Here is a 22,081-nt window from a genome sequence, read left to right as displayed (position 1 = left end):
CCGCCAGCCAATTTAGCCAGACGCTCTTGCAGTTTTTCGCGATCGAAATCGGAAGTAGTATCTTCGATTTGTTGACGGATTTGGGTTACGCGGCTCTCGATGGAAGCCTTGTCGCCAGCACCTTCAACAACAGTTGTGTTTTCTTTTGTAACCACGATTTTGCCAGCGCGGCCCAGTTGCTCCAGCTTAGTGGATTTCAGGTCCAGACCCAGCTCTTCTGTGATTACTTCGCCGCCAGTCAGAGCAGCGATGTCTTGCAGCATAGCTTTGCGGCGGTCGCCAAAGCCAGGAGCTTTAACCGCTACAGCTGTGAAGGTACCACGCAGTTTGTTCACTACGAGAGTAGCGAGCGCTTCGCCTTCAACATCTTCAGCGATGATCAGGAGTGGTTTGCCGCTTTGTACAACTTGCTCGAGTACAGGCAGAACTTCCTGGATGTTGGAGATTTTTTTGTCAGTGATCAGGATGTAAGGGTTGTTCAGAACCGCTTCCATCTTGTCAGTGTCAGTGATCATGTAAGGGGAAGCGTAGCCACGGTCAAATTGCATACCTTCTACTACTTCCAGCTCTGTTACGAATCCTTTGGATTCTTCAACAGTGATTACGCCATCTTTGCCCACTTTTTCCATTGCTTCAGCGATCAGGTTACCTACTTCTTGATCGTCAGCGGAAATAGCAGCTACTTGCGCGATAGAGGATTTGTTCTCAACCGGCTTCGCGATGGATTTGATTTCTTCTACAGCTGCACGAACTGCTTTTTCCATACCGCGACGGATAACCATTGGGTTAGCGCCAGCAGTTACGTTTTTCAGACCTTCACGGATCATAGCTGCAGCAAGTACAGTTGCAGTTGTTGTACCGTCACCAGCGATGTCGTTGGTTTTGGTAGCAACTTCTTTAACCAGTTGCGCACCCATGTTTTCGTAAGCGTCTTCCAGCTCGATTTCTTTCGCGATGGTTACACCGTCGTTGGTGATCAATGGAGAACCGAATTTTTTCTCAAGAACCACGTTACGGCCTTTTGGACCGAGGGTTACTTTAACCGCATTTGCCAAAGTTTCAACACCGCGCAGCATGGAGCGGCGAGCGTCTTCAGAGAATTTGACTTGTTTAGCCATCTAAACTCAACCTCCTGTTATGTGTTTATTCGTTCGACTTCCTATGTTAAGAGCCTTAACCGATGATCGCGAGGATATCGGATTCGCGCAGCACGAGGTATTCGTTGTTGTCTACCTTTACTTCAGTACCAGCGTATTTGGAGAAGATTACTTTATCGCCTTCTTTTACTTCCAAAGCGATGCGCTCACCGTTGTCAGCAACACGGCCAGAACCTACTGCGATTACGCGGCCTTCTTGCGGTTTTTCCTTTGCAGAATCAGGCAAAACGATACCGCTTGCAGTCGTTTCGTCTTTGGAGATAGCTTCGATTACCACACGGTCACCCAATGGTTTAAGCACTAAAAACACCCTCCTCAAAAAATGTAGGTAAACAATATTTCTGTTGTTAGCACTCGACTGTTATGAGTGCTAACACCCAATTCCTATAATAATGAATCACTATGTACTTTGCAAGTAGTTTCCCTCACTTTTTTCCATTTGCAACTGCTTGACTACTCTTCCTCCTATTAAAATGCATTCTCTAGCAAGAAGGTTCTAGTATTCGGACACGCTCATATAAATGAAACATAGAATCAGGCAAGCTCACCAAGGAGGGAATTGTTCCATGCACAAATGGCTCTGGATTGGCTTAATTGCCCTGGGAGTCTTCGGAATCAGCCGTCTCTTCACTTCGGATACTACTTCCTTTATACGAGTCAATCTTAACCCAGCTTCTATCTATTGGGATGGCCGAGAAATCGTCGCAAGCGAAAAGCCCGGGTACTACATGGAGGAAGGCAGAGAAATACCAGCTTCCCTCGAATACGAAGGAGCGCTATATGTACCTCTGTCCATGATCAGTCGCCACTTGAATAAGCCTATCGGGTGGGATGAAGCTTCCCAAACCGCTTGGGTCGGTCAACCTCCCGTATTCTCCGTTGGACAGCCTGAAAACCAGAATACACCCGATGCAGTCCCTGCCTCTCTGACGATTCCCCAAAAGCCCGCAACCGTCAAACCACCTGCACCACCCATTCGAGAGGAGAAGCCTAACACGATTTTTGACATCGCTCTCGGCATGTCTACTGAGGAAGTACACAAACGTTTAGGTGAGCCTGCCCGCAAAGAGCCAAGCAGTCTCGGCTATCAATGGTGGGTGTACAATCACGAGCCTGCCCGATACATTCAAGTCGGCATCGCAAATGACAAAGTCGTCGATGTGTACTCGCTCGCTCCTACAGCAAAGCTCGGAAACATCGGAGTCGGCACCAGCCAGCAATCACTTGAGCGTCAATGGGCTGTACAAAACATTGTTTCTTTCTCTTTTCAGGGGGCACAAATCCAAATAACCAATCAAAAGCAGCAACGCCCTCTCGTCATGAAAGATGGCACCCCCTACGTTTATTACTTGGACAAGCAAAATGGCAACAAGGTCACCGCTGTGCGTATGATGGATACGCAAATGCTGTTGCGTGGCAGTTTTTACGAAACGAAGTGGACCTATCAAGGTCAGGCGCCCAATTTTGATCCCCCGCCGCTTCGAGTTGGCGAACGAGAACAGGTCAATGCCGCGTCTGAGCGCCAAATCCTCGATCTGGTCAATGTTTCCCGTTACCGATACAAGCTTCCGCCCCTTCAATGGAATGAAAAGGCTGCCGATGTGGCACGCAAACACAGCATGGACATGGAGAGTAACAATTTCTTTGATCACATCTCTGCGACGACCGGGAGTAATCCATTTGACCGCATGAAAAGTGCCTCTCTCGCTTATAGCATGGCCGGAGAGAATATTGCAGCAGGCTATACGGATGCCATCGAAGTCCATGAGGGCTGGATGAACAGTCCAGGCCATCGCAAAAACGTACTCGAAAAAGGCTTCACCCAATTAGGTGTGGGCGTATATACAGACTACTTCACCCAAACCTTCCTCACTCCCAAGAAATAATCGAAAAGCCCGGTCTCGTCGCTTTTTATGGACGACCGGGCTTGCTCTTGCAATAACAAGTGCCAGTTTACGGCAATTTCACCTGTTTCCTCAAGTCGTCAACTTTTTCGATAAACTCCACAACGACCGTTTCATATTCCTTCGTATGCAGAATCAGCCACGGACGACGCTCCCCTTTTTTGGGCATGATGACAAACATCTCTGCAATCATCGCATCGAGATTAGCGGATTTTAGCTTTATCTGCTTTGGAGGGACTAGTGGAATTTTTACGATCATGGCGGAATCCAAGGATGGATTAAACTCCAAGACCCGCCCGCTCACACTTTGCAAAATCTGCTTGGCTTCCTCCTGAAATCCAGATGTATTTTCAAAGCTAGCCACAACGCGCTGCTTGTCCGTATCAAAAAGTTCAATAGGCTCCCCCAGCCCAGCGGCATTTGCAGTACTCCCAGAAAAAAACAACGCCAAACATACGATTAGCCACATATTCAGCACCTCCCGAATCATAACGTCCGTAGTATTTCCCACTTTCTGCTGGAATACCAAAAAAGCCCTCTGCCACTCAGGACAGAAGACTTTTCTCATGCTCGTTATTGAACGGGTTCGTTTGTTTCCAAACTGCCGTATTCTTGTTCCCACGCTTCTTGTTCTTTTAATTGCTTGCGATAAACAATCCTAGATAGCCAAATGCTCAGCTCGTACAAAAGCAGCAAAGGGATGGTCACGAGAATATCACTGACAATCTCTGGAGGCGTCAAGGTAATCCCAACGACAGCCAATGCAAAGTAAGCGTAGCGTCGTGCCTTTGCCAGCCTCATTGGATTGAGGATTCGCAGTCTCGTCAGGAACATGACGATAATCGGCAGCTGGAACAGTATCCCGAACGGAATAACCATATTAAACATGAAGCCAAAGTATTGCGCGATTCCGTAGTTCGGGTCTGCGCCCATCGATGCTGTAATACCGGTCATAAACTGCATGACCATCGGAAAAACGACGTAGTAACCAAACAAGACACCAATGATAAACAAAAAACAAGCCGCCGGGATGAAGTAAAGTGTCCCGCGCTTTTCCTGTTCTTCCAGCCCTGGCGAAACAAAACGCCAAACGTGATAAAGTGCTACAGGCAGTGTGATGACAGCACCCACTAGGAAGGCAACCTGCATGTAAACACGAAGTGCGTCTGACGGATGCAACGAGACAATGGGCACGCCATCCGCAATCGGTTCTTGCTTTAAATAATCCACAAGTGGACCGGCGAGGAAAAAACCGACGATCAATGCGACAATAAACACGGCCAGCACCCATATGATGCGCTTGCGAAGTTCCGTCAGGTGTTCTACCAATGTCATTTCCTGATCCTTCATGGTAACCACCAACCTTACCTGTTACGCGTTCTTCTGCTCTTTTTCCGATTGCAGGCGCTCTTGCTCCAGCTTTTCGCGGATTTCTTTTTCCAAGCGTTCACGTTCTATTTTTTCACGAACCTCGCGTTCCATTTTTTCACGAATTTCGCGTTCAATTCTCTCCCGCTCCGCTGCTTCCTTGTCAGCGACAACCGGCGTTGTTTTGGCAAGAGACACTTCTTTGGAAGCTAACTCCTTGCGCTTTTTCTCCTCATCGTCGTCTTCATCGTCGCTCGTCAGACTGCGGGTAGCATTTTTGAATTCTTTCAAAGTATGACCTACCGCACGCCCCAATTCTGGAAGCTTTTTCGGACCAAAAAGCACCAAGGCTAAAACTAAAATTAAGATTAATCCAGGAATCCCGATTGAGCTCATACGTGTTCACTCCTTTTTCTTGTGAAATCGTTTGCTTTTCGTTATTTGCCAGTCTAACCAGCTAGCACTTTCGTAAACCACCATATCCGAGTCTTGTCATATCGGACGCCACAATTCGCTCCCCAGCCAAAATGCGCGGCAAAAATACATCAAAGGAAGTGAACGTTTCATGCATGACCGCTCCCGGCAATCCGAGAATCGGCACTTCGCCTTTGTAAGCAACCATCAGCATGGAGCCCGGCAACATCGGCGTACCGTAGCGCACTACTTCTGCTCCTACTCCTGCAATCGCTCCAGGCGTGCGGTCATCTGGATCGACAGACATGCCCCCCGTGACCAAGATCAGATCGACCCCTTCATCGAGGAACGAATGAATCTGCTGTTCGATCGCTTCCTTGTCATCTGGTGCAAAACGCTGGTCTACGACAGTAGAGCCAAGAGCTTCCACCTTGTTTCGAATCACAGGACCAAACTTGTCTGCGATCCTGCCAGAGAAAACTTCTCCCCCTGTCGTAACAAGTCCCACTCTTTTATCCTGAAACGTTTTTACTTGTACAATCGGTTCGTCAAACTGTTTGGCCAGTTGCTCCAGCTCGATGATTCGAGACTCTTCCATAATTAACGGGATGATTCTCGTAGCCGCCAATGTATGCCCTGGATGCACGACCTGATCACCATAAATCGTGGAAAACGCAATTCCTTCGAGCTTGTTCAACGTATGGACAGCTTCCTCGTTGATTTTGGCTAAACCTGTTCTGGCGGCCTTCATTGATACTTTGCCCTCATAAGGAGGCGTTAAGGTCAAGCCTGGTCCAGAAACAGCCTTGGCGATACGAATGCCCGCTTCTTCCTCATGGATGTAGCCTTCTGGCATCTCCAGCACGTAAATATGCTCTTTGCCAATGGACAACAGTGGCTCAATATCAGCCTCGGTGACAACATGTCCTTTTTTGAACAAGCGTCCTTTGAATTCTCCAGGCAAAATTTGCGTCATATCGTGAGGAAGCATCATGCCGATCGCTTCACGCACTGGCACTTCCCGCATCTGAGGTTTTTCTACCAATGCAATCCTCCCCAATCTTCGTTTGCTTCTCCCGTTCCTTGCAAAATGTGCAAAGCGTCGGACAGCATATCGCCAATCGCATTGAAACAGATTTCTACGCCTTTCGGATTGCCAGGGAGATTGATAATCAACGAATTCCCCCTCGTTCCCGCAACTGCACGGGTCAGCATCGCCCGTCGGGATTGCTTCAAACCAGCACGGCGCATTTCTTCAGCCAAACCTGGGACTGGTCTGTCAATAACCCACGCTGTCACTTCTGGCGTAACGTCACGCGGGCTAAGCCCCGTTCCCCCAGTAACAATCAACAGATCGCATTTTTCCCGGTCTACGAGCTCAATCATATGTTCTTGCAAATCTTCCATATCATCACTAACGGCACGGTATACAGCGACATCTACTTGAAGCCATTCCCTTGTCAGATGACGAACGATTGGCATACGATCGTCCACACGATCTCCTCTGGCAATCGAATCACTTGCAGAAATAACGCCTACCTTCCATTTGCTCACGATACATTCCTCCGGTTTCTCATTCGATAGTATTGTACACTTTTCTGTAAAAAACGTCTCGTCGTTTTTCCTTGGCGGAAAGCACCATTCGCGACAGAAGAAGGCATGTAAAAGCTACTGACACAAAACATTCAAAAATGTAGAAGACCTTTTTCGGTGACAACTGCATCTAGCAAAACATCATGAGACTCTAGGGGTACATGCTCCACAACCTGAATAGAGAAGCCGACTCCAACCAAGAATGGGAGCTTTTTCAGCGTTGCCAGAAAGCGATCATAATAACCACCACCATATCCCATACGTCCGCCCTTGCTGTCAAAAGCAACGCCTGGAACAATGATCGCATCCAAGTGTGCTACGTCCGCTTCCTCTGCCAGGGCAGGATCTGGCTCCCAAATCCCGTAGACTCCCTGCTTTAGCATGTCCGTTCCTGTATACCGATAGGGAATGAGACGTCTCTCGGTAACGTTTGTGAGCGGCAGCCATATATCTTGGCCTCGCTTTTTTGCCTCATGTAGAAAGGGCAGAATATCCAGCTCATCGCCAAAAGGATGGAAAGCCATGATTGCTTTGGCATCAGCCAGCCTTTCATGAGACAGCAAATGATCGCATACCTCTCTGGAAAGCTGCTCCCGTTCCTTTGCAGACATGGACTTGCGCCTCTCCAAAATATGGCTTCGCAGCTGTTTTTTATTCGTTTTTTGGTCCATGACAACCTCTTCCCTCTTTCGTAACGTGCTTGGGACATTCCCACGAGGCTTGTCCCATGCGCTCTCTCTAGGCTACACTGGCATTAGTATATAAAGAGGTGAATCCGATGATTTTGCTACAAGCTGAACATATAGAAAAAACATATGGTATCGAAACCATTCTACAAGACATCTCCCTGCAAATTCAAACCGGGGAACGGGTTGGTCTGGTTGGCGTAAACGGTGCAGGCAAATCGACTCTAATGAAGATCCTCGCCGGCGAGCTAAGCTACGACAAAGGCATTATCCGCATTCCAAAGGATGTTACACTCGGGTATTTGGCACAAAACAGCGGCCTTGAATCGGAACGATCGATTTGGGATGAGTTGTTGAGTGTTTTTTCCCATCTACAAAAAGAAGAGCTGGAGCTTCGTGAGCTCGAAGCCAAAATGGGCGATCCCGCTATTCTCGCCGATGAGAAGCGTTACCAGCAACTGTTGGAAAATTACTCCCACCGCTCGGAAGCCTTTAAGGAAAAAGGCGGATACAGCTACGAAGGGGCGATTCGTGGGGTCTTGCACGGTCTGCGCTTTGCGGACTTCGATTACACGACGCCGATCCGCACATTGAGCGGCGGCCAAAAGACTCGTCTGGCATTAGCCAAGCTGTTGCTCCAATCCCCTACCATTCTCCTGCTCGATGAGCCGACGAACTACCTGGACATCGAGACATTGACTTGGCTGGAGACGTATTTGCAAAACTACCAGGGCGCCATTCTCGTAGTTTCCCATGACCGTTACTTCCTGGACAAGCTCGTGACCGTGGTATATGAAATCGAACGGACACGCGCTACCCGCTATGTCGGTAACTATAGCCGCTTCCTCGATGAAAAGGCGGCTCGTCTCGAACAGGATTTGAAGCGATTCGAAAAGCAGCAGGAAGAGATCGCCAAACTGGAGGATTTCATCGCGCGAAACATTGCTCGAGCTACGACGACCAAACGAGCGCAAAGCCGACGGAAGACATTAGAAAAGATGGACCGCTTGGACAAGCCAATCATGAACAACAAATCCGTCCACTTCTCTTTTGATGTAGCAAAAATGAGCGGTACTATTGTGATGAAAGCAAACAACGTCGCGATTGGTTACCCGGATGCCGTCCTTTCTCAGGGTCTTACGTTTGAAATCGAGCGCGAAGAGCGTGTGGCCTTGGTCGGTCCCAATGGTATCGGGAAATCGACACTGTTAAAAACGATCGTGGAACAGTTGCCTAAGCTGCGCGGCGATATCCATTTCGGGAGCAATGTAACGATTGGGTACTACGACCAGGAGCATCGTAACCTGAACGAACGGAATACAGTGCTCGGCGAAATTTGGGATGAATATCCGAATATGTTGGAAAAGGAAGTCCGCACCCTGCTCGGCAACTTTTTGTTTAGCGGTGATGATGTACAAAAGAAGATCAGCGACCTGTCTGGTGGAGAGCGTGCACGCGTCTCTCTGGCAAAGCTCATGTTGAAGCAAGCAAACTTCCTGATCTTCGACGAGCCGACGAACCACTTGGATATTTTCAGCAAGGAAGTGCTCGAGAATGCCCTCTACGATTATCCGGGTACGATCCTGTTCGTCTCCCATGACCGTTACTTCTTAAACAAGATTGCCACTCGCGTCCTAGAGCTGACAGGTGATGGCGTGACCAGCTATTTGGGTAACTACGATTACTTCGTGGAGAAAAAGCAAGAACTGGAAGAGCTCGCAGCCGAACAAGCAGCGCTGCCCACAAAAAAACAAGGCGGTACCGCAGCGGCACAGCCTGAGAAATCCTCTTATGAGCTGGATAAGGAAGCGAAACGTCGCGAGCGTCAACGTCAGCGCCGCTTGGAAGAGATTGAGGTCACGATCCAAAAACGAGAGGCTGACATTGTCAAATGGGAAGAAGAGCTCTGTCTCCCGGAAATTTATAGTGATCATGTACAGGCAAAAGAACGCAACGATCAAATTCATGCTGCCAAACAAGAATTGGAGCAGTTGTATGACGAGTGGAGCGCCCTATCAGAAGAGTAGTCCCGTCTTCACGTAGAACATCGCTGCTGTGCAGGCTCCTCCAAGGCGGCATAGAGAGCAGGAACCACCAGAAAGGTAATGCAGGTAGCTGCTGTGACGATGCCTGAGTCATTGAGAAACAGCCCAGCCAGTGCACCCACAATGACACCAGCAAAGCCTTTAACCAAGTATGGCGTGTCCTTCGCCAGATGGTGCAAAAAGCGGTCGTTTTTCAAGGTGAGAACTCCTAGTGCAATCAGGGAGACGACAAATGCTTTGCTCCAAATGGAAACGCGAATCAAGCGGAGATTCATCGCCAGCTTTCGTTCAATCATCTGCCCTACTTCGGACCATTCCCCATGTACAATCTGCTCGGAAAGACGTCCGACATGAGTCAAGGGCTGATCTGACATGAGACTGATCGCCATCAAGCCGCATACACCCATAACCAGGCCGCCTGCCAACAGCAGGAGGCCTTTTTTGCCAATTCGCCAGCCCTCAAGCCGTGACAATGCCACGGTAAATCCAATCAGCCCGGCAAGAAAACCGCCTGCGTCCGTTCCCAGGCTCGGTGCCACCATGTAATAAAGCACGACACTGTATATGGCTGCGGAGACAGCAGGCAACCACTTCTGTTCCCGACGTAGCTCCTTTTGTCCTCCGGTCATTCTCTCGTATAGTGAAGCCACAAGCATGATCGTGCTGCCGATCAGGACCCCTTCGTATTCATTTCCTAGCCCGTAAAACCTCGCTCCGATTACCGGATCATACCCGAGATACGATTGCCGCATCAAATGAGCACCAGTCCATCCGTCCACCAGCAGAATGGCTGTCGTCACTCCGCTAACTGTCATCACGATTCGCGGGAGAGCGTGGGTTTCCTGCCAAAAAGCTGCGATCAAGGCAGTCATGATGAGCCCTCCCAAGACAACCGCGCCAGAAACCTGCCAGTCGAGTAGGCTCTCTGCCAAAAGCAATGCGGGAAACCATAATAAAGCCAGCAGCGCGAGACGTATTCCTCTACGCAGCCGCAAAAGTCCTGACCCTTCTCTCTTCCGCCCAAACCACCAAAGAACAACCGCACAGCCTACAATGACAATTTGCAGCATAACGTAGGTGTAGAGTACTGCTGGCCTTGTCGCATATGTATGATGAATCTTGCCTACCTGATTCTGAAGGGCAGTGAGACCATTCCCTTTTTCGATACGTATGACATGTCCAGCCAACCCTTTTGGTACGGGTACGTCCAGCCAAGACAGTATAGTTGGCACCATATCGAGTCCACTGACTAATCCCGACTGCCTCGTGGTAGCGGAGGTCAAAACTCCATTCGCTTTCTCTCCCCAAATGAACACGGGAGTTAAGAGAGTCTTTTCTTTTGTCGCCACATGATTAACGGCTGGTGATGCCATTACAATGCGTTGATGTGGTTTACGTTTCTCAAGGAGTTGGTCAAGGAAAAAGGACAAGTCACGTAAAGCGCGCTGATACTGCTGGGTAAACTGGCCTTGGTCCATATCCGCGCTCAACTGGTATAACCGGTTTAAATCTGAGAGCTGAGCAATAATCAAGCCCGCTTGATGTTCGCTGTGGATTTTCTCAAGCAGGTACGTGTAGTTTGTCTTGATCCCGTACGGATAGCCACGAAGGAGGTGCATGCTTTTTGCCGAAATGTCCCCTGTCGGAACCCTTCCTTGCTGATCCATCGCAAACAGAACGGCATGTCTCTGTCGGATATCCTCATAGTCACCGTTTCCGTATAAAGCGACCTGAATGTTGTTTGCAGCAAGCACGGTCCCAAGAAGCCCGATTTGTGCAGAATATGGTTTCTCCCGATTATCTGCCAAGAGCCGGAAAATACCCGGAAAAATGATTGAGGAGCGCGCCACCTCCTGCGCTTCATCACCGCCTAGCTCTTGCGCCCTTTCACCGGCTGTTTCCTTGGACGAGAGCGCCTCAAACGGATGATAGCCTGTCCCGCTCCTTTCAGAGTAAAGCGCTTGACCGCCGCTCCCCATGAGCAAGTAGCCGTTTGCGGCCGTGCGCGATCCGGGTGTTCTTATGGAAAGAGCCCCAGCTCCTGCACCATCCAACCATTTATCCACAGTAGATAACTTTTTGAGCTGCTCCAGATCATGAAACGACATCCCCTCCACAAACAGCATGATGACCTGCTGTTTTTCCTTTGCTATCAACGGTTTTCCTATATTTGTAGCTAGAAACAATATCAGGAATGACAAGCAAATCAGCGCGAGTTTCTTTCCCACGAGTCTCCCTCCTGTTGATAACTCGACTTTTTTATCCACATTTTCCACAAAACAATCCACAGAGTACATGCGGTTTTCCCGGTCATTTTCTCGTGTTATCACCAGTATTCACAGGAGTACATGTGAACAATCCAGAAAGTTATCCTATGATGTGGATAAATCGGCGGATAGTCTAGCCTCTTGGGGGGCGTAGGCCGAAGCGTAGACTGGAAATGCGCTTCTTCCCCCCACCGACAGCGGCTCGTTTAAACAAATAAAAAAAGCATCTCCGGCTCAACCTCAGAGATGCTTTTCATCCATTCATTCTATTGCTCTGAAAGCGATAGGCTTGGGACTCCGTTCAAATCAAGCCCCTCAAACTGTCCTTTTTCATACTTGATAAAGCCTGCTGCCCCAATCATCGCAGCGTTGTCTGTGCATAGCGAGAACGGTGGGATCACCAACGGTATTCCTTCTGCCTCGCACCTTGCCTGCAACCGCTCACGCAATCCGCGATTGGCCGCAACGCCCCCAGCCAGCAATACCTGCTTCGCTCCATGCGAACGGGCTGCCCGAATTGTCTTTTCTACGAGCACTTCTGTTACCGAGTCTTGGAAGCTCGCCGCCAGATTCGCCGGTTCGATCGTCTCTCCTCTCTGTGCTGCATTGTGCAAGGTATTGAGCACAGCTGATTTCAAGCCACTGAAGCTGAAATCGTAGGAATCTGGCTCCAGCCATGAACGAGGGAGCGGTACATTTGCCTCCCCTTCATGTGCGAGGCGATCAATATGAGGTCCGCCTGGATATGGCATATTTAGCGCTCGTGCTACTTTGTCGTAGGCTTCCCCTGCAGCGTCGTCGCGCGTTTCCCCCAAAATCTCGAACTGACCATGCTCCTTCATCCAGACAAGCTCCGTGTGCCCACCCGATACGACGAGTGCGATCAGCGGAAACTCCATTTCTTGCACCAGACGATTCGCGTAAATATGACCCGCGATATGATGGACTCCAATTAGCGGGATGCCTCTGGCCATGGAAATGGCTTTTGCTGCTGCCACGCCAACTAACAGGGCTCCGACAAGCCCAGGTCCGTACGTCACCGCAATTGCCTGGATGTCATCCAACGTTTTCCCAGCCTCGGTCAGAGCCTCTTCGATGGTAAGCGTAATATTCTCTACATGTCTGCGAGAAGCCACCTCGGGCACGACTCCGCCAAACCTTTTATGGATATCGGCTTGGGAAGCGATGACGTTTGATAGAACCTCTCGGCCATCAAGAATGACAGCAGCAGATGTCTCGTCGCAGCTTGTTTCAATTCCTAAAATATAAGTAGGAGCACCTGATTCCTTATGTGCTTCGTATTTTTGCTGTATGCGCTTCTCGTAGCGCGACGTATACGTCTTGTTCATTACAATGTCACCCACATAATGATTGCGTCCTCATTGTTATCCGAATAATATCTCTTGCGTCGCCCATGCTCTTTAAAGCCGAGCTTGATATACATGTTCCGTGCGACTGTGTTCGAAGGTCGAACTTCCAGCGTCATGCTATGGGCACCCTGTAGCTTGGCAACACCCATCATTTTGATCATTAGCGCCAATCCAACCTTTTTTCCACGGTATAGAGGATGGACGGCGATATTTGTAATATGTGCCTCATCGATCACGATCCACATGCCGCAGTAAGCGATAATTCTATTTTGGTGAGCGACGACTACATAGCGTGCATTTGGATTTCTCGTCAGCTCGTTGACAAATGCATCATGCGGCCATGGAGTTGTAAAAGCCAAGCGCTCCAGCTCTGCTACAGCCCCAACGTCCTGCATCGCCATATAACGATATTCCAAATCGATTGGTTGACTCATGCTTTTACTCCTTTACGGCCCCCGCCTGCTTTTGGGCAAGCCACTTCGCTTCAGCTTCTGCCAGTTGCAAATACTCCGGAACTAGATCATGCGCATTTCCGCCTTCTTGAAGCTTGCGTAGTGCCACATAGCCGATATGGGCAGCACGCGGGTGATTGAACGCTGGAGAAGCAAATTGCGCCTGATCCCCGAGCTCTTGCACAATTGTCTCCCGATGCAGCCTTACATCTTCACCCAAGAACAAGATCGGCTCTCCTTGCGCCAGGTCTCGCAACAGTGGCAGCCATTCACGCAACAGGATGATTTGTTCTGTGGACTGCGCTTGAACTGCCTCCATGCCATGCGAACGGTAACAGCAAGTATACACTTGACCTCTACGCGCATCGAACAGCGGTACAATCAATCCAGAGAAGCCTGTGGCATTCATGGCGATTACCTCCAGACTGGATACACCGATGACTGGCACATTCAGTGACCAAGCCATGCTTTTCGCAGAGGCTACGCCGATTCTCACGCCCGTGTAGGAGCCCGGTCCGTTTGCCACCCCGAAGCCGCTGAGTTCCTCTGGCGCTGTTCCTGTTGCATCGAGCAGTTCACTGACGCAATCCATCAGACGCACGGAATGGTTTTTTTGCTGGTTCGTCGTCATTTCCGCCAAGACTCGCTCTTCCTCTACCACAGCTACACTTAGCACCAGATTCGATGTATCAATCGCCAATACGCGCATCAAAATCAAACTCCTCACACAATTTCACATAACGATTCCCTTGAGGAACCAGCTCAATCATACGCTGTTCCTCCCCTTCTCTACGTAGGAAGACGGTCATCCGATCTGTCGGCAGGACATCCTCGATCAAAGAGGCCCACTCTACGACACAGACACCTTCGCCAAAAAAGTAATCGTCCAGACCAAGAGAGTCTGGATCATCGCCTACCCGGTAGACATCCATATGATAAAGCGGCAAGCGCCCCTGATATTCTTTTATGATAGTAAAGGTCGGACTGTTCACTACTTGTCGGACTCCTAGTCCTTTGGCCAACCCCTGGGTAAAAGTCGTCTTGCCCGCTCCCAGATCCCCCTCCATCGCGAGGAAGTCACCTGGTTCAAGCAGACTTGCCAGTTGCTCGGCAAAGCGCTGCGTCTCCTGCGCTCCCGTGAGCCTCCATGTATAGCTCATCTCTTTCATCCACTCCTAAAATGGTTGAATCCCGCTTTGGGCAACGGGAGCTGTTGATCATCGCGCTGAAGCATCAATTCTGGTTCATGCCTTTTTTCTACCACCTCACCGATGACAGTAAACGGTACACCACTAGCGGCAAATTGCTTGCTTACGGCTTCGTAGTGACTTTTCGCAAGTGTTCCGACCAATTGATAATCTTCACCGCCATAAAAAGCCCATTCCAGCGGATCTTTCTCTACGTGCCGTGCATACTCCCGAACTTCGTCATGGATCGGTACCGTTGCAGCATCGACCAAAATCGATACGCCACTGGCCTCAGCAATCTCCCACAGCTCTGAGGCAAGTCCATCACTTACATCATTCAGCGCACTGCATGCCCCTGATTCCAGCAGCAGTCTGCCCGCCTTTATTTGGGCAACGGGACGCTGATGGGCATCCATCAATGTCTCCCAAGGTACAGAGACGCCTCTTTCAGCAGTCTCGCCTTGCAGGAGAAGATGTAGTCCTGCTGCGGAAGTTCCGACATGCCCTGTAACAAAAACAAGCTGTCCAGGCTTTGCTTGTGAGCGGCGAATGGCGCGCCCTTTTTCTACCTCACCCAGTACGGTAACACTCAAGTGTAGGGCATCAGGCGCAGAAACGGTATCGCCACCAATGACACGAACCCCATATGCCTGACAAGCCTCGTAAATACCTTCATAGATTTGCTGGCATTCGTCAGGCGTCCATTGCGGACTTACCGCGATACTGACAAGCGCATACCGGGCAACCCCGCCCATCGCTGCTACATCGCTCACATTGCTGATAACAGCCTTATATCCGATATCACTAGGATTCATCGTTTTCTTCAAAAAATGAACCGTCTCCACCATCGCATCGCAGCAGGCCACGACTTCCATTTCTGGCGCTGGGGAGAAGACAGCGGCATCATCCCCTATCCCGACGGTCAAACCGTTCCCTTCCTGCCCCGCAGAACGACTCGTCCATTGCCGGATCAGGGAAAATTCGTCGTGTGCCACTTCAAACGCTCCTTTTCTTCGCGGAAAACATTTTTCGTCTGTTCATTATACTCCTGCTGTCAAAAGACGCGCAAGAAAGCCAACGCCTCTCGCTATTCACATCGTTAGCTCACGCAACAGCAGCTTTCCTTTGCAACGCCCGCAACGATAGCGGCTCGGATTCATCTTTCGTTTGCGTTTGTAGCTCATGCCACATTCCTTGCAAACCAACTCGTAGCGATAAGGCAGGGTCGTCCGGCCGCTTCCTACCTGTTGACAGTATCGGCTTCCTCCCACGTGATGCAGAAGCAGTTGAAAATCCCGATCAGCGTGACGATACCCTCTCTTTTCTATGTGTAAATGATAATGGCAAAGCTCATGCTTAATGATCGCAATCAATTCCTCTACCCCATGCTCCTGCAAATGCTTCGGGTTCAATTCAATGTCATGCGAGCGCAGCAAGTACCTTCCGCCAGTCGTGCGCAATCTGCTGTTAAAGCGGGCCTGATGGCGAAAGGGCTTGGCAAAAAATTCGCTGGATATTTGCTCTACCAGCATTTGCAGTTCCGTATCGGTCATCTCATCTCCTCCGCTTCCTTCTTTTCACCATAGCAGTTCCAGTTGAAAAGTTCCAGACAGATAGGCTACACTGAGTGCAAATAAACGGTTTTGATCGTTTATTCCCGACCGCATGCGGTCATATCCTGTTTAATGAAAAACGTCTAGACGTTTTTCACAAATAAACGGTAGACAGAATGGTGGAGGAGCTCATGCGCTATTTGTTGTTGCAGTCCAGTGACGGATTACAGTTTGTCTCGTTGCCCGAAACGCATATGTACCAATTAATCGCTCTATTGAAACGACTTTACAAGGAAATTGACAAGTTGACGATCACAGAACGTCCAGAATTGCCTAAGGTTCTGGCAGACTGTGCGGATGTGGAACGGTTAGGAAGCGAGCTTTCAATCGTGGATGGTTTAGAGTACGTCAGTGGTCTGGAGCGCCGTTTCGCTGCCTTACAAGAAACCGAGTATCCGCTCATCTCTTTATTAACTGAGATTCGTGCCCTGCAAGCCCAATTGGAGTATTTACACGAAGAAGAAGAGTAAATGAAAATTCTAGGCACCTCCTGCTCGTCTTGGCGCATACATTGCCTATAGACGAATCTCTCCAGGAGGTACTTTCATGCCACAATGGATGCGCAGGCAGTTGCAACGTGCCTTTAATGGGAAGGACGTTCGCCAAATCCGTGTGCTCAACAGTTGCTGGTTTTTATATTTAGAAAAAAATGGCGGCCGTCCTGACTGACAGGAGGCCGCCTTTTAGTTCATTCTTATCCTTCTGTTGGAGCAATCATGGTCATCCCTACACGCTGACGTTTCTCGTCAATTTCTACCACCCATACATCTACGATATCGCCAACAGTCACCACTTCAAGCGGATGCTTCACAAAGCCCTTCTTCAAACGGGAAATGTGCACGAGTCCGTCGTTTTTCAGACCGATATCCACAAAAGCTCCGAAGTCGACCACGTTGCGCACGGTACCTTGCAGCTTCATGCCCACACTCAGATCAGAGAGCTGGAGGACATCACTTCGCAAGAGTGGTTTTGGCAGCTCGTCTCGTGGATCACGACCAGGACGCAAGAGACTGTCTACAATGTCTTGCAATGTGGGCTCGCCAATCCCAAGCTTCGCAGCAGTCTCTTTTACATCCAAAGACTGCACGCGTTCCTTGCAGTTCTCACTGCCGATCTCCTGAGCGCTAATGCCCAGCATCGACAGTAGCTGGTGAGTCGCCTCGTACGATTCCGGGTGAATCGGTGTTTTATCCAGTGGATTCGCTCCATCCATCACGCGCAGAAATCCGATACACTGCTCGTACGTTTTGGCACCCAAGCGAGGAACCGCCTTTAGCTGAGAGCGCTCCGTGAACATCCCGATCTCTTCCCGTTTTTTCACGATATTCCCCGCCACTTGACGGCTGATCCCTGATACATACTGCAAGAGCGAAGGAGAAGCCGTATTCACATCTACCCCGACATGGTTTACGGCAGACTCAACCACAAACTGCAGACTGTCTGCCAGTCTCGATTGGGAAACATCATGCTGGTACTGACCAACTCCGACGGACTTTGGATCGATTTTGACCAACTCAGCAAGCGGGTCTTGCAAACGTCGCGCGATTGATGCCGCACTTCGCTCTGCTACATCCAGGTCAGGGAATTCTTCCTTGGCCAAGGCCGATGCAGAATACACGGATGCTCCTGCCTCGTTCACGATGATATACATCACCTCTCGCTTCAGCTCTTTCAGTAGCGTGGCAATGAACTGTTCTGTCTCGCGCGAAGCAGTACCGTTCCCAATCGCGACAACCGTAACCCCATAGGTTTCGATCATCTGCTTCACTTTCACTGTGGCTTCTGCCACTTTATTGGCCGGAGGAGTCGGATAAACGACGGCAACCTCGAGCAGTTTCCCGGTTTCGTCTACAACAGCGAGCTTACAGCCTGTCCGAAACGCTGGATCTACCCCAAGGACGACTTTGCCTTTTACAGGTGGTTGAAGCAGTAAATTGCGCAGGTTTTCTGCAAAGATGTGAATAGCACGTTCCTCGGCTGCCTCTGTCAGCTCGGCGCGCACCTCTCGTTCAATAGAAGGGGCGATCAGGCGCTTATACGCGTCCTCAACTGTCAATGTCAGCAGATCGCGGGCAACTGTATCACGCGGAATGGTGCGTTTTTGCATCCAAGCCAAAATCTCGGCGACAGGCGCTTCAATGGAAACCTTCAAAATGCCTTCGTTTTCTCCCCGATTAATAGCCAGTACCCGATGGGGAACGACCTTTTTCAGAGGCTCACTATATGCGTAATACATTTGGTATACATTTTTCTCGTCTGCTTCTTCGGCTTTTTGCTCCGTCAGAAGCAATCCTTTTTGCACGGAGCGTTGACGAACCCATTGGCGAATTTCCGGGTCATCAGACAGAATTTCCGCCACGATGTCCATTGCTCCTTGCAGAGCTTGCTCAGTCGTCTCAACGCCTTTTTCCGGGTTGATATATGTTTTTGCTTCTTCTTGCGGATTCCCGGTTTTCGGTAAACTCATGAGGTAGTTGGCAAGTGGCTCTAGTCCCTTCTCCTTAGCCATGGTTGCACGCGTGCGGCGTTTTTGTCGGTAAGGGCGGTACAGGTCCTCTACCTCTTGCAGCTTTGTCGCACGCTCAATAGCTGCGCGCAGCTCGTCCGTCAGCTTGCCTTGCTCATCGATGAGCCGAACGACTTCTTCCTTCCGCACTGACAGGTTGCGTAAATAGCGAACGCGTTCCTCAATCGCTCGAATTTGTGTTTCATCTAGCTGCCCCGTCATTTCTTTGCGGTAGCGGGCAATAAAAGGAACCGTATTTCCTTCATCCAGGAGGGCAACCGTGCGCTCCACCTGGTGAGGTTTGACACCCGTATCTTGGGCGATTGTCTGGATCATCAACGTAAGCTCCATACCTGTCCTCCTGCGCTCATTCTTCGTCGTTTATTGTACCACATTTGCTAACAAGGACTGGAAAAAGGAAAGAAAAAAGAGGAGCCACTTGGCCCCTCTACGTCGCGGTTTCCAGCTGTTCCACTCTCAATGCTTCTCTCAGCTTGCCCAACGCCCTGCGCTGAAGACGGGAAATATGCATCTGCGACATCCCCATGATGTCCCCCGCTTGCTTCTGACTCAAATTTTGATAAAAAGTTAATTGAATGATTTCTTTTTCGCGGTGATCCAAAATTTGCAGGGCCCGCTCCAGCATCAGATTCTGCTCGACTGCTCCGTACCCTTCTTCCGTCGTCCCTACTAGGTCGAGTAAAGAAATGGTGTTGCCGTCCAGATCTGCTTCCAGCTCGCTGTCCATAGAGAGAGAATGATAGCTGCGCCCCATCTCCAATGTCTCTAGAATCGCTTCCTCAGAAACGCCGAGGCTGTTGGCAATGTCTGCAATTTGGGGAGAACGCTGTAGCTTGATCGTGAGCTCATCGACCACTCGTTTGATCTTGGGACTCAGTTCCTTTACCCTGCGCGGAACATAGACACTCCATGTCTTGTCCCGAATATAGCGCTTAATCTCACCCACGATAGTCGGAATCGCAAAGCTCTCAAATGTCCGCTCAAAGCTAGGGTCGAACCGACGAAAGGAAGCAAGCAGGCCGATTAATCCGACTTGCACGAGGTCTTCATACATGACTTGTCCGCGAACAAACTTCTTCGCTAACGATTCCACAAGAGGAGTATAGGCCCTCACCAGTTGTTCCTGTATCGTAGGATCTTTTGTTTCACCATACAGGTGGATGAGCTCCTTCAACTCCTCTGGACTATATTTCTGCTTCCGAGATTGTCCAGTCATTGCCAGCCACCCCATCCTGCCGAACATACTTGGTCATGGAGACTACTACTCCTGATTCAGAGCGAGTCTCCACCTCATCCATAAGCGTGTGAATGAGATAGAGCCCAAGCCCGCCCTCATCCAAATCCTCAAGGCTTTTCCCTGCATAAATCGGCGTCAGTTGCTCAGCAATGAGCTCATTCGAAAATCCAACGCCCTGATCGCTTACCTCGATCATCAACCGATCACCATAAACGTGGCATTGGATATGAATGGAGCCAGGATTCTCTGTTTCCTTGTATGCATGTCTTACTACATTGGTGCATGCTTCTCCGACGGCAAGCTTGATATCCTCAATCTCTTCATAAGAAAAGCCCATACGGTTGGCTATACCGGATACAGTCAGACGTGCAACTCCCAAATACTCCGCCTTGCTTGGCAGAGTCAATTGAATCACGTCTGCCTGAGGTCGATTTGGACCCATTACTCGCTCTCTCCTTTGCGGATGGCAATATGATCGTATAAGCCAGTGATGCGAAATAGCCTTTCCACACGCGGAGACATTTTGTGCACCTCAAATGTTCTATTTCTTTGGAAGCACTCTTTCATAATCCCGATGAAAATTCCGATTCCGGTACTGTCCATGTATTCTACTGCTTCCAAATCAACCGTAATGTGATTGATGTCCGGCTTGGTGACGAGTGACATGAGTGTTTCCTTTACTTTCGGTGCTGTAAAAGCATCAATATCTCCACCAAGGACCACTCGGTGCTCAGTTTCAAGGCTCGTTGTCTGAATTAGCAGGTCCATCTGCGTCTCCCCCCGTACGTTGCTTAAGTTCTTCGAAGTACAATCATGGTGTAATCATCCAGCAGGTTAAACTGGGAGAGCAGAAGCAGTCTATTGTACAGGCCGTTTGCCATCTTTTGGGCAGATTCGCCAACCTCTTTTTGCAAATGGTGTACAAGCTCTTCCCTTTGCAAATAATATCGGTTATTTTTGCATTCTGTTACACCATCCGTCAGAAGAATCAGAACATCATTCATTTCTAAACGAATCTCCTGAACCTCGTATTCACTGTTTGGGCATAAACCGAGTGCATTCCCTCGTCCTTCAAGATCGTAAAACTTTCCTTCGGCCGACCGGTACAAAAATCCTGGCTCGTGTCCTGCCATGGCATAACGGAAACAGTGCTCCTTCGAGTCATAACTGCCAAACATCATCGTCACAAACATGCTCGGATCAATATTTCTTCCCACGATCCGGTTTATATGGTGCAGCATTTCATCGGGACCCAGCTCCATTTGTCCAAGGCTGTCTATCGCATATTTCACCATCGACATACACATCGCAGCAGGCATTCCTTTTCCGGTAATGTCTGCTATGGCGACACCAAAACGCCCTTCACTTTGCTCAATGAAGTCGTAATAGTCGCCCGAGATTTGTTTCGCAGCAATACTCACTACGCCAATCTCCAGTTCTGAATAGACCGGAACCTCACTTGGCAGAAGTGATTGCTGCATCGCTTTCGCCACGGCTATTTCTGATTCCATCTGCTGATGGCGATTGCGCCAGCTATTTACGGATCGGTGCTCGTTCCCATATTCGATCATGACCTCTGTCAAAATGGAGAAGGAGGAGCGCACAAAATCTGGCACTTCCCCGAGCTGCTCAAGCGCTTGCGCATGCAAATCAGTTATTTCTTCTGGTGAAATATCTTGAGAAAGCATCCATTTGCCCAACTGCTGGGCTCCGTAAAGCTGGTCCTCCCCTTGAGCACTCAGGTAATCCCGAAGAATTTTTACATACTCTTCTTGGAAGCTCCGGGTTACCATCTATCTCATTCCTCCTTTGCTTGATCGCTCCACTTCACAACAACGACACGCGTCCCTTCTCCCAGGGTACTGTGGATCTCGAATTCATCCATCATGCGCCTGACACCCGGCAATCCGGCTCCGAGGGCACCCGAAGTCGAATAGCCATCATCTAATGCCTGGCGAATATCAGGAATCCCTGGACCGCTGTCATTTGCTGTTATTTGCAAGCCAATCATTCCTTCGCGCTCAATCGGCGAAATGGTTATCGTCCCCGTACCCGCATACAAATAAATGTTGCGAGCTAATTCAGAGATTGACGTGGCGATGCGGGACTGCGTGATCGTGCCAAAGCCAAACAGCTTCGACATATTTCGTCCCACTTGCCGCGCCGTCACGATGTCTGATTCTTGTTCTATATTGATTGTCTCAGGAGAATAGTCTGCCACAACCAAAAAAACCCCTTCCGCCTCGCTTGGTAGGTAGAAA

The 22,081-nt window shown here is 49.6% G+C and carries 25 protein-coding genes (1 of these 25 cut by a window edge); 4 read left to right on the top strand and 21 right to left on the bottom strand.

The features are described from left to right. On the bottom strand, nucleotides 1-1,118 hold the 5' portion of the coding sequence (gene groL / locus ACUUHJ_RS03190; protein WP_047074052.1) for a chaperonin GroEL. 514 nt of this gene lie to the left of the window's left edge; the window shows 1,118 of its 1,632 coding nt (coding positions 1-1,118); it begins with the start codon at nucleotides 1,116-1,118; the stop codon falls past the left edge of the window. A 55-nt stretch (nucleotides 1,119-1,173) separates the two neighbouring features. Further along, a complete protein-coding gene (gene groES, locus ACUUHJ_RS03185; protein WP_012684268.1) occupies nucleotides 1,174-1,458 on the bottom strand; it encodes a co-chaperone GroES in 285 nt (94 codons plus the stop codon). 265 nt (nucleotides 1,459-1,723) lie between these two features. Here groES and ACUUHJ_RS03180 point away from each other — a divergent pair, with 265 nt between their 5' ends. Then, nucleotides 1,724-3,043, top strand: a complete 1,320-nt coding sequence (locus tag ACUUHJ_RS03180) for a CAP-associated domain-containing protein (protein ID WP_289675981.1) — start codon at nucleotides 1,724-1,726, stop codon at nucleotides 3,041-3,043. A 67-nt stretch (nucleotides 3,044-3,110) separates the two neighbouring features. Here the strand turns inward: ACUUHJ_RS03180 and ACUUHJ_RS03175 are convergent, their stop codons facing one another. The 6 genes from ACUUHJ_RS03175 to ACUUHJ_RS03150 form a co-directional block, all read right to left on the bottom strand. After that, a complete protein-coding gene (locus ACUUHJ_RS03175; protein ID WP_289675980.1) occupies nucleotides 3,111-3,530 on the bottom strand; it encodes a hypothetical protein in 420 nt (139 codons plus the stop codon). Nucleotides 3,531-3,634: 104 nt separating this feature from the next. Continuing rightward, nucleotides 3,635-4,411, bottom strand: coding sequence for a twin-arginine translocase subunit TatC (tatC, locus tag ACUUHJ_RS03170; RefSeq protein WP_016740769.1), 777 nt, complete (start codon nucleotides 4,409-4,411; stop codon nucleotides 3,635-3,637). A gap of 21 nt (nucleotides 4,412-4,432) precedes the next feature. Beyond that, nucleotides 4,433-4,825, bottom strand: coding sequence for a twin-arginine translocase TatA/TatE family subunit (gene tatA, locus ACUUHJ_RS03165; protein ID WP_289675979.1), 393 nt, complete (start codon nucleotides 4,823-4,825; stop codon nucleotides 4,433-4,435). Nucleotides 4,826-4,886: 61 nt separating this feature from the next. Further along, nucleotides 4,887-5,888, bottom strand: coding sequence for a molybdopterin-binding protein (locus ACUUHJ_RS03160; RefSeq protein WP_289675978.1), 1,002 nt, complete (start codon nucleotides 5,886-5,888; stop codon nucleotides 4,887-4,889). Next, on the bottom strand, nucleotides 5,882-6,397 hold the full coding sequence (locus ACUUHJ_RS03155) for a MogA/MoaB family molybdenum cofactor biosynthesis protein (protein ID WP_012684262.1): 516 nt from the start codon (nucleotides 6,395-6,397) through the stop codon (nucleotides 5,882-5,884). Before ACUUHJ_RS03155 ends, ACUUHJ_RS03160 begins: the two co-directional genes overlap by 7 nt. A 131-nt stretch (nucleotides 6,398-6,528) precedes the next feature. Next, nucleotides 6,529-7,107, bottom strand: a complete 579-nt coding sequence (locus ACUUHJ_RS03150; protein WP_472298232.1) for a 5-formyltetrahydrofolate cyclo-ligase — start codon at nucleotides 7,105-7,107, stop codon at nucleotides 6,529-6,531. 107 nt (nucleotides 7,108-7,214) lie between these two features. Here ACUUHJ_RS03150 and ACUUHJ_RS03145 point away from each other — a divergent pair, with 107 nt between their 5' ends. After that, entirely contained in the window at nucleotides 7,215-9,149 is a 1,935-nt protein-coding gene (locus tag ACUUHJ_RS03145) for an ABC-F family ATP-binding cassette domain-containing protein (protein WP_472298231.1), read from the top strand. Between the two features lie 8 nt (nucleotides 9,150-9,157). Here ACUUHJ_RS03145 and ACUUHJ_RS03140 read toward each other — a convergent pair whose 3' ends face one another. The 7 genes from ACUUHJ_RS03140 to ACUUHJ_RS03110 form a co-directional block, all read right to left on the bottom strand. After that, nucleotides 9,158-11,395, bottom strand: a complete 2,238-nt coding sequence (locus ACUUHJ_RS03140) for a hypothetical protein (RefSeq protein WP_472298230.1) — start codon at nucleotides 11,393-11,395, stop codon at nucleotides 9,158-9,160. A 305-nt stretch (nucleotides 11,396-11,700) separates the two neighbouring features. Next, nucleotides 11,701-12,783 (bottom strand): tRNA (adenosine(37)-N6)-threonylcarbamoyltransferase complex transferase subunit TsaD, encoded by a 1,083-nt coding sequence (gene tsaD, locus ACUUHJ_RS03135; protein ID WP_289675974.1) that lies wholly within the window; start codon nucleotides 12,781-12,783, stop codon nucleotides 11,701-11,703. Beyond that, complete coding sequence (gene rimI, locus ACUUHJ_RS03130; protein ID WP_289675972.1) at nucleotides 12,783-13,238, bottom strand: ribosomal protein S18-alanine N-acetyltransferase; 456 nt, start codon at nucleotides 13,236-13,238, stop codon at nucleotides 12,783-12,785. Before rimI ends, tsaD begins: the two co-directional genes overlap by 1 nt. A 4-nt stretch (nucleotides 13,239-13,242) precedes the next feature. Further along, complete coding sequence (gene tsaB, locus ACUUHJ_RS03125) at nucleotides 13,243-13,965, bottom strand: tRNA (adenosine(37)-N6)-threonylcarbamoyltransferase complex dimerization subunit type 1 TsaB (protein WP_472301134.1); 723 nt, start codon at nucleotides 13,963-13,965, stop codon at nucleotides 13,243-13,245. Next, a complete protein-coding gene (gene tsaE / locus ACUUHJ_RS03120; protein WP_472298229.1) occupies nucleotides 13,946-14,416 on the bottom strand; it encodes a tRNA (adenosine(37)-N6)-threonylcarbamoyltransferase complex ATPase subunit type 1 TsaE in 471 nt (156 codons plus the stop codon). The genes tsaB and tsaE overlap by 20 nt, the downstream gene beginning before the upstream one ends. A 5-nt stretch (nucleotides 14,417-14,421) precedes the next feature. Further along, nucleotides 14,422-15,438, bottom strand: coding sequence for a thiamine-phosphate kinase (thiL, locus tag ACUUHJ_RS03115; protein ID WP_087345506.1), 1,017 nt, complete (start codon nucleotides 15,436-15,438; stop codon nucleotides 14,422-14,424). Nucleotides 15,439-15,534: 96 nt separating this feature from the next. Continuing rightward, entirely contained in the window at nucleotides 15,535-15,996 is a 462-nt protein-coding gene (locus ACUUHJ_RS03110) for a SprT family protein (protein WP_289675969.1), read from the bottom strand. A 191-nt stretch (nucleotides 15,997-16,187) separates the two neighbouring features. Here ACUUHJ_RS03110 and ACUUHJ_RS03105 point away from each other — a divergent pair, with 191 nt between their 5' ends. Beyond that, nucleotides 16,188-16,526, top strand: coding sequence for a hydrolase/acyltransferase (locus tag ACUUHJ_RS03105; RefSeq protein ID WP_289675968.1), 339 nt, complete (start codon nucleotides 16,188-16,190; stop codon nucleotides 16,524-16,526). A gap of 76 nt (nucleotides 16,527-16,602) precedes the next feature. Beyond that, a complete protein-coding gene (gene cmpA / locus ACUUHJ_RS03100; protein ID WP_012684250.1) occupies nucleotides 16,603-16,725 on the top strand; it encodes a cortex morphogenetic protein CmpA in 123 nt (40 codons plus the stop codon). A gap of 25 nt (nucleotides 16,726-16,750) precedes the next feature. Here cmpA and ACUUHJ_RS03095 read toward each other — a convergent pair whose 3' ends face one another. From ACUUHJ_RS03095 to ACUUHJ_RS03070, 6 genes are all read right to left on the bottom strand, one after another. Then, on the bottom strand, nucleotides 16,751-18,913 hold the full coding sequence (locus tag ACUUHJ_RS03095) for a Tex family protein (RefSeq protein WP_289675967.1): 2,163 nt from the start codon (nucleotides 18,911-18,913) through the stop codon (nucleotides 16,751-16,753). 97 nt (nucleotides 18,914-19,010) lie between these two features. After that, nucleotides 19,011-19,799 (bottom strand): RNA polymerase sigma factor SigB, encoded by a 789-nt coding sequence (gene sigB, locus ACUUHJ_RS03090; protein WP_172142754.1) that lies wholly within the window; start codon nucleotides 19,797-19,799, stop codon nucleotides 19,011-19,013. Further along, the gene (rsbW, locus tag ACUUHJ_RS03085) at nucleotides 19,768-20,262 is read right to left on the bottom strand and encodes an anti-sigma B factor RsbW (RefSeq protein ID WP_087345518.1); all 495 of its coding nucleotides are present in this window, start codon (nucleotides 20,260-20,262) and stop codon (nucleotides 19,768-19,770) included. Before rsbW ends, sigB begins: the two co-directional genes overlap by 32 nt. Further along, nucleotides 20,262-20,588, bottom strand: coding sequence for an anti-sigma factor antagonist (locus ACUUHJ_RS03080; RefSeq protein WP_012684246.1), 327 nt, complete (start codon nucleotides 20,586-20,588; stop codon nucleotides 20,262-20,264). Before ACUUHJ_RS03080 ends, rsbW begins: the two co-directional genes overlap by 1 nt. Before the next feature lie 23 nt (nucleotides 20,589-20,611). Continuing rightward, nucleotides 20,612-21,613, bottom strand: a complete 1,002-nt coding sequence (locus tag ACUUHJ_RS03075) for a SpoIIE family protein phosphatase (protein ID WP_472298228.1) — start codon at nucleotides 21,611-21,613, stop codon at nucleotides 20,612-20,614. A gap of 5 nt (nucleotides 21,614-21,618) precedes the next feature. After that, nucleotides 21,619-22,047 carry an anti-sigma regulatory factor gene (locus ACUUHJ_RS03070; protein WP_016740786.1) on the bottom strand — a complete coding sequence of 143 codons (429 nt, stop codon included), beginning with the start codon at nucleotides 22,045-22,047 and terminating at the stop codon, nucleotides 21,619-21,621. Nucleotides 22,048-22,081 lie beyond the last annotated feature (34 nt).

The organism is Brevibacillus schisleri (assembly GCF_055685845.1).
Note: the sequence above shows the minus strand (reverse complement) of the source record. Positions and strands in the feature narration are given on the sequence as shown.

Coding starts and splice junctions, on each gene's coding strand:
- ACUUHJ_RS03105 (WP_289675968.1), top strand. CDS start 16,188: ATGCGCTATTTGTTGTTGCAGTCCAGTGACGGATTACAGTTTGTCTCG.
- ACUUHJ_RS03080 (WP_012684246.1), bottom strand. CDS start 20,588: ATGGACCTGCTAATTCAGACAACGAGCCTTGAAACTGAGCACCGAGTG.
- ACUUHJ_RS03175 (WP_289675980.1), bottom strand. CDS start 3,530: ATGTGGCTAATCGTATGTTTGGCGTTGTTTTTTTCTGGGAGTACTGCA.
- ACUUHJ_RS03095 (WP_289675967.1), bottom strand. CDS start 18,913: ATGGAGCTTACGTTGATGATCCAGACAATCGCCCAAGATACGGGTGTC.
- sigB (WP_172142754.1), bottom strand. CDS start 19,799: ATGACTGGACAATCTCGGAAGCAGAAATATAGTCCAGAGGAGTTGAAG.
- ACUUHJ_RS03145 (WP_472298231.1), top strand. CDS start 7,215: ATGATTTTGCTACAAGCTGAACATATAGAAAAAACATATGGTATCGAA.
- tsaE (WP_472298229.1), bottom strand. CDS start 14,416: ATGAGCTATACATGGAGGCTCACGGGAGCGCAGGAGACGCAGCGCTTT.
- rimI (WP_289675972.1), bottom strand. CDS start 13,238: ATGAGTCAACCAATCGATTTGGAATATCGTTATATGGCGATGCAGGAC.
- tatA (WP_289675979.1), bottom strand. CDS start 4,825: ATGAGCTCAATCGGGATTCCTGGATTAATCTTAATTTTAGTTTTAGCC.
- ACUUHJ_RS03180 (WP_289675981.1), top strand. CDS start 1,724: ATGCACAAATGGCTCTGGATTGGCTTAATTGCCCTGGGAGTCTTCGGA.
- ACUUHJ_RS03150 (WP_472298232.1), bottom strand. CDS start 7,107: ATGGACCAAAAAACGAATAAAAAACAGCTGCGAAGCCATATTTTGGAG.
- ACUUHJ_RS03075 (WP_472298228.1), bottom strand. CDS start 21,613: ATGGTAACCCGGAGCTTCCAAGAAGAGTATGTAAAAATTCTTCGGGAT.
- tsaD (WP_289675974.1), bottom strand. CDS start 12,783: ATGAACAAGACGTATACGTCGCGCTACGAGAAGCGCATACAGCAAAAA.
- tatC (WP_016740769.1), bottom strand. CDS start 4,411: ATGAAGGATCAGGAAATGACATTGGTAGAACACCTGACGGAACTTCGC.
- rsbW (WP_087345518.1), bottom strand. CDS start 20,262: ATGGGTCCAAATCGACCTCAGGCAGACGTGATTCAATTGACTCTGCCA.
- tsaB (WP_472301134.1), bottom strand. CDS start 13,965: ATGCGCGTATTGGCGATTGATACATCGAATCTGGTGCTAAGTGTAGCT.
- cmpA (WP_012684250.1), top strand. CDS start 16,603: ATGCCACAATGGATGCGCAGGCAGTTGCAACGTGCCTTTAATGGGAAG.
- ACUUHJ_RS03110 (WP_289675969.1), bottom strand. CDS start 15,996: ATGACCGATACGGAACTGCAAATGCTGGTAGAGCAAATATCCAGCGAA.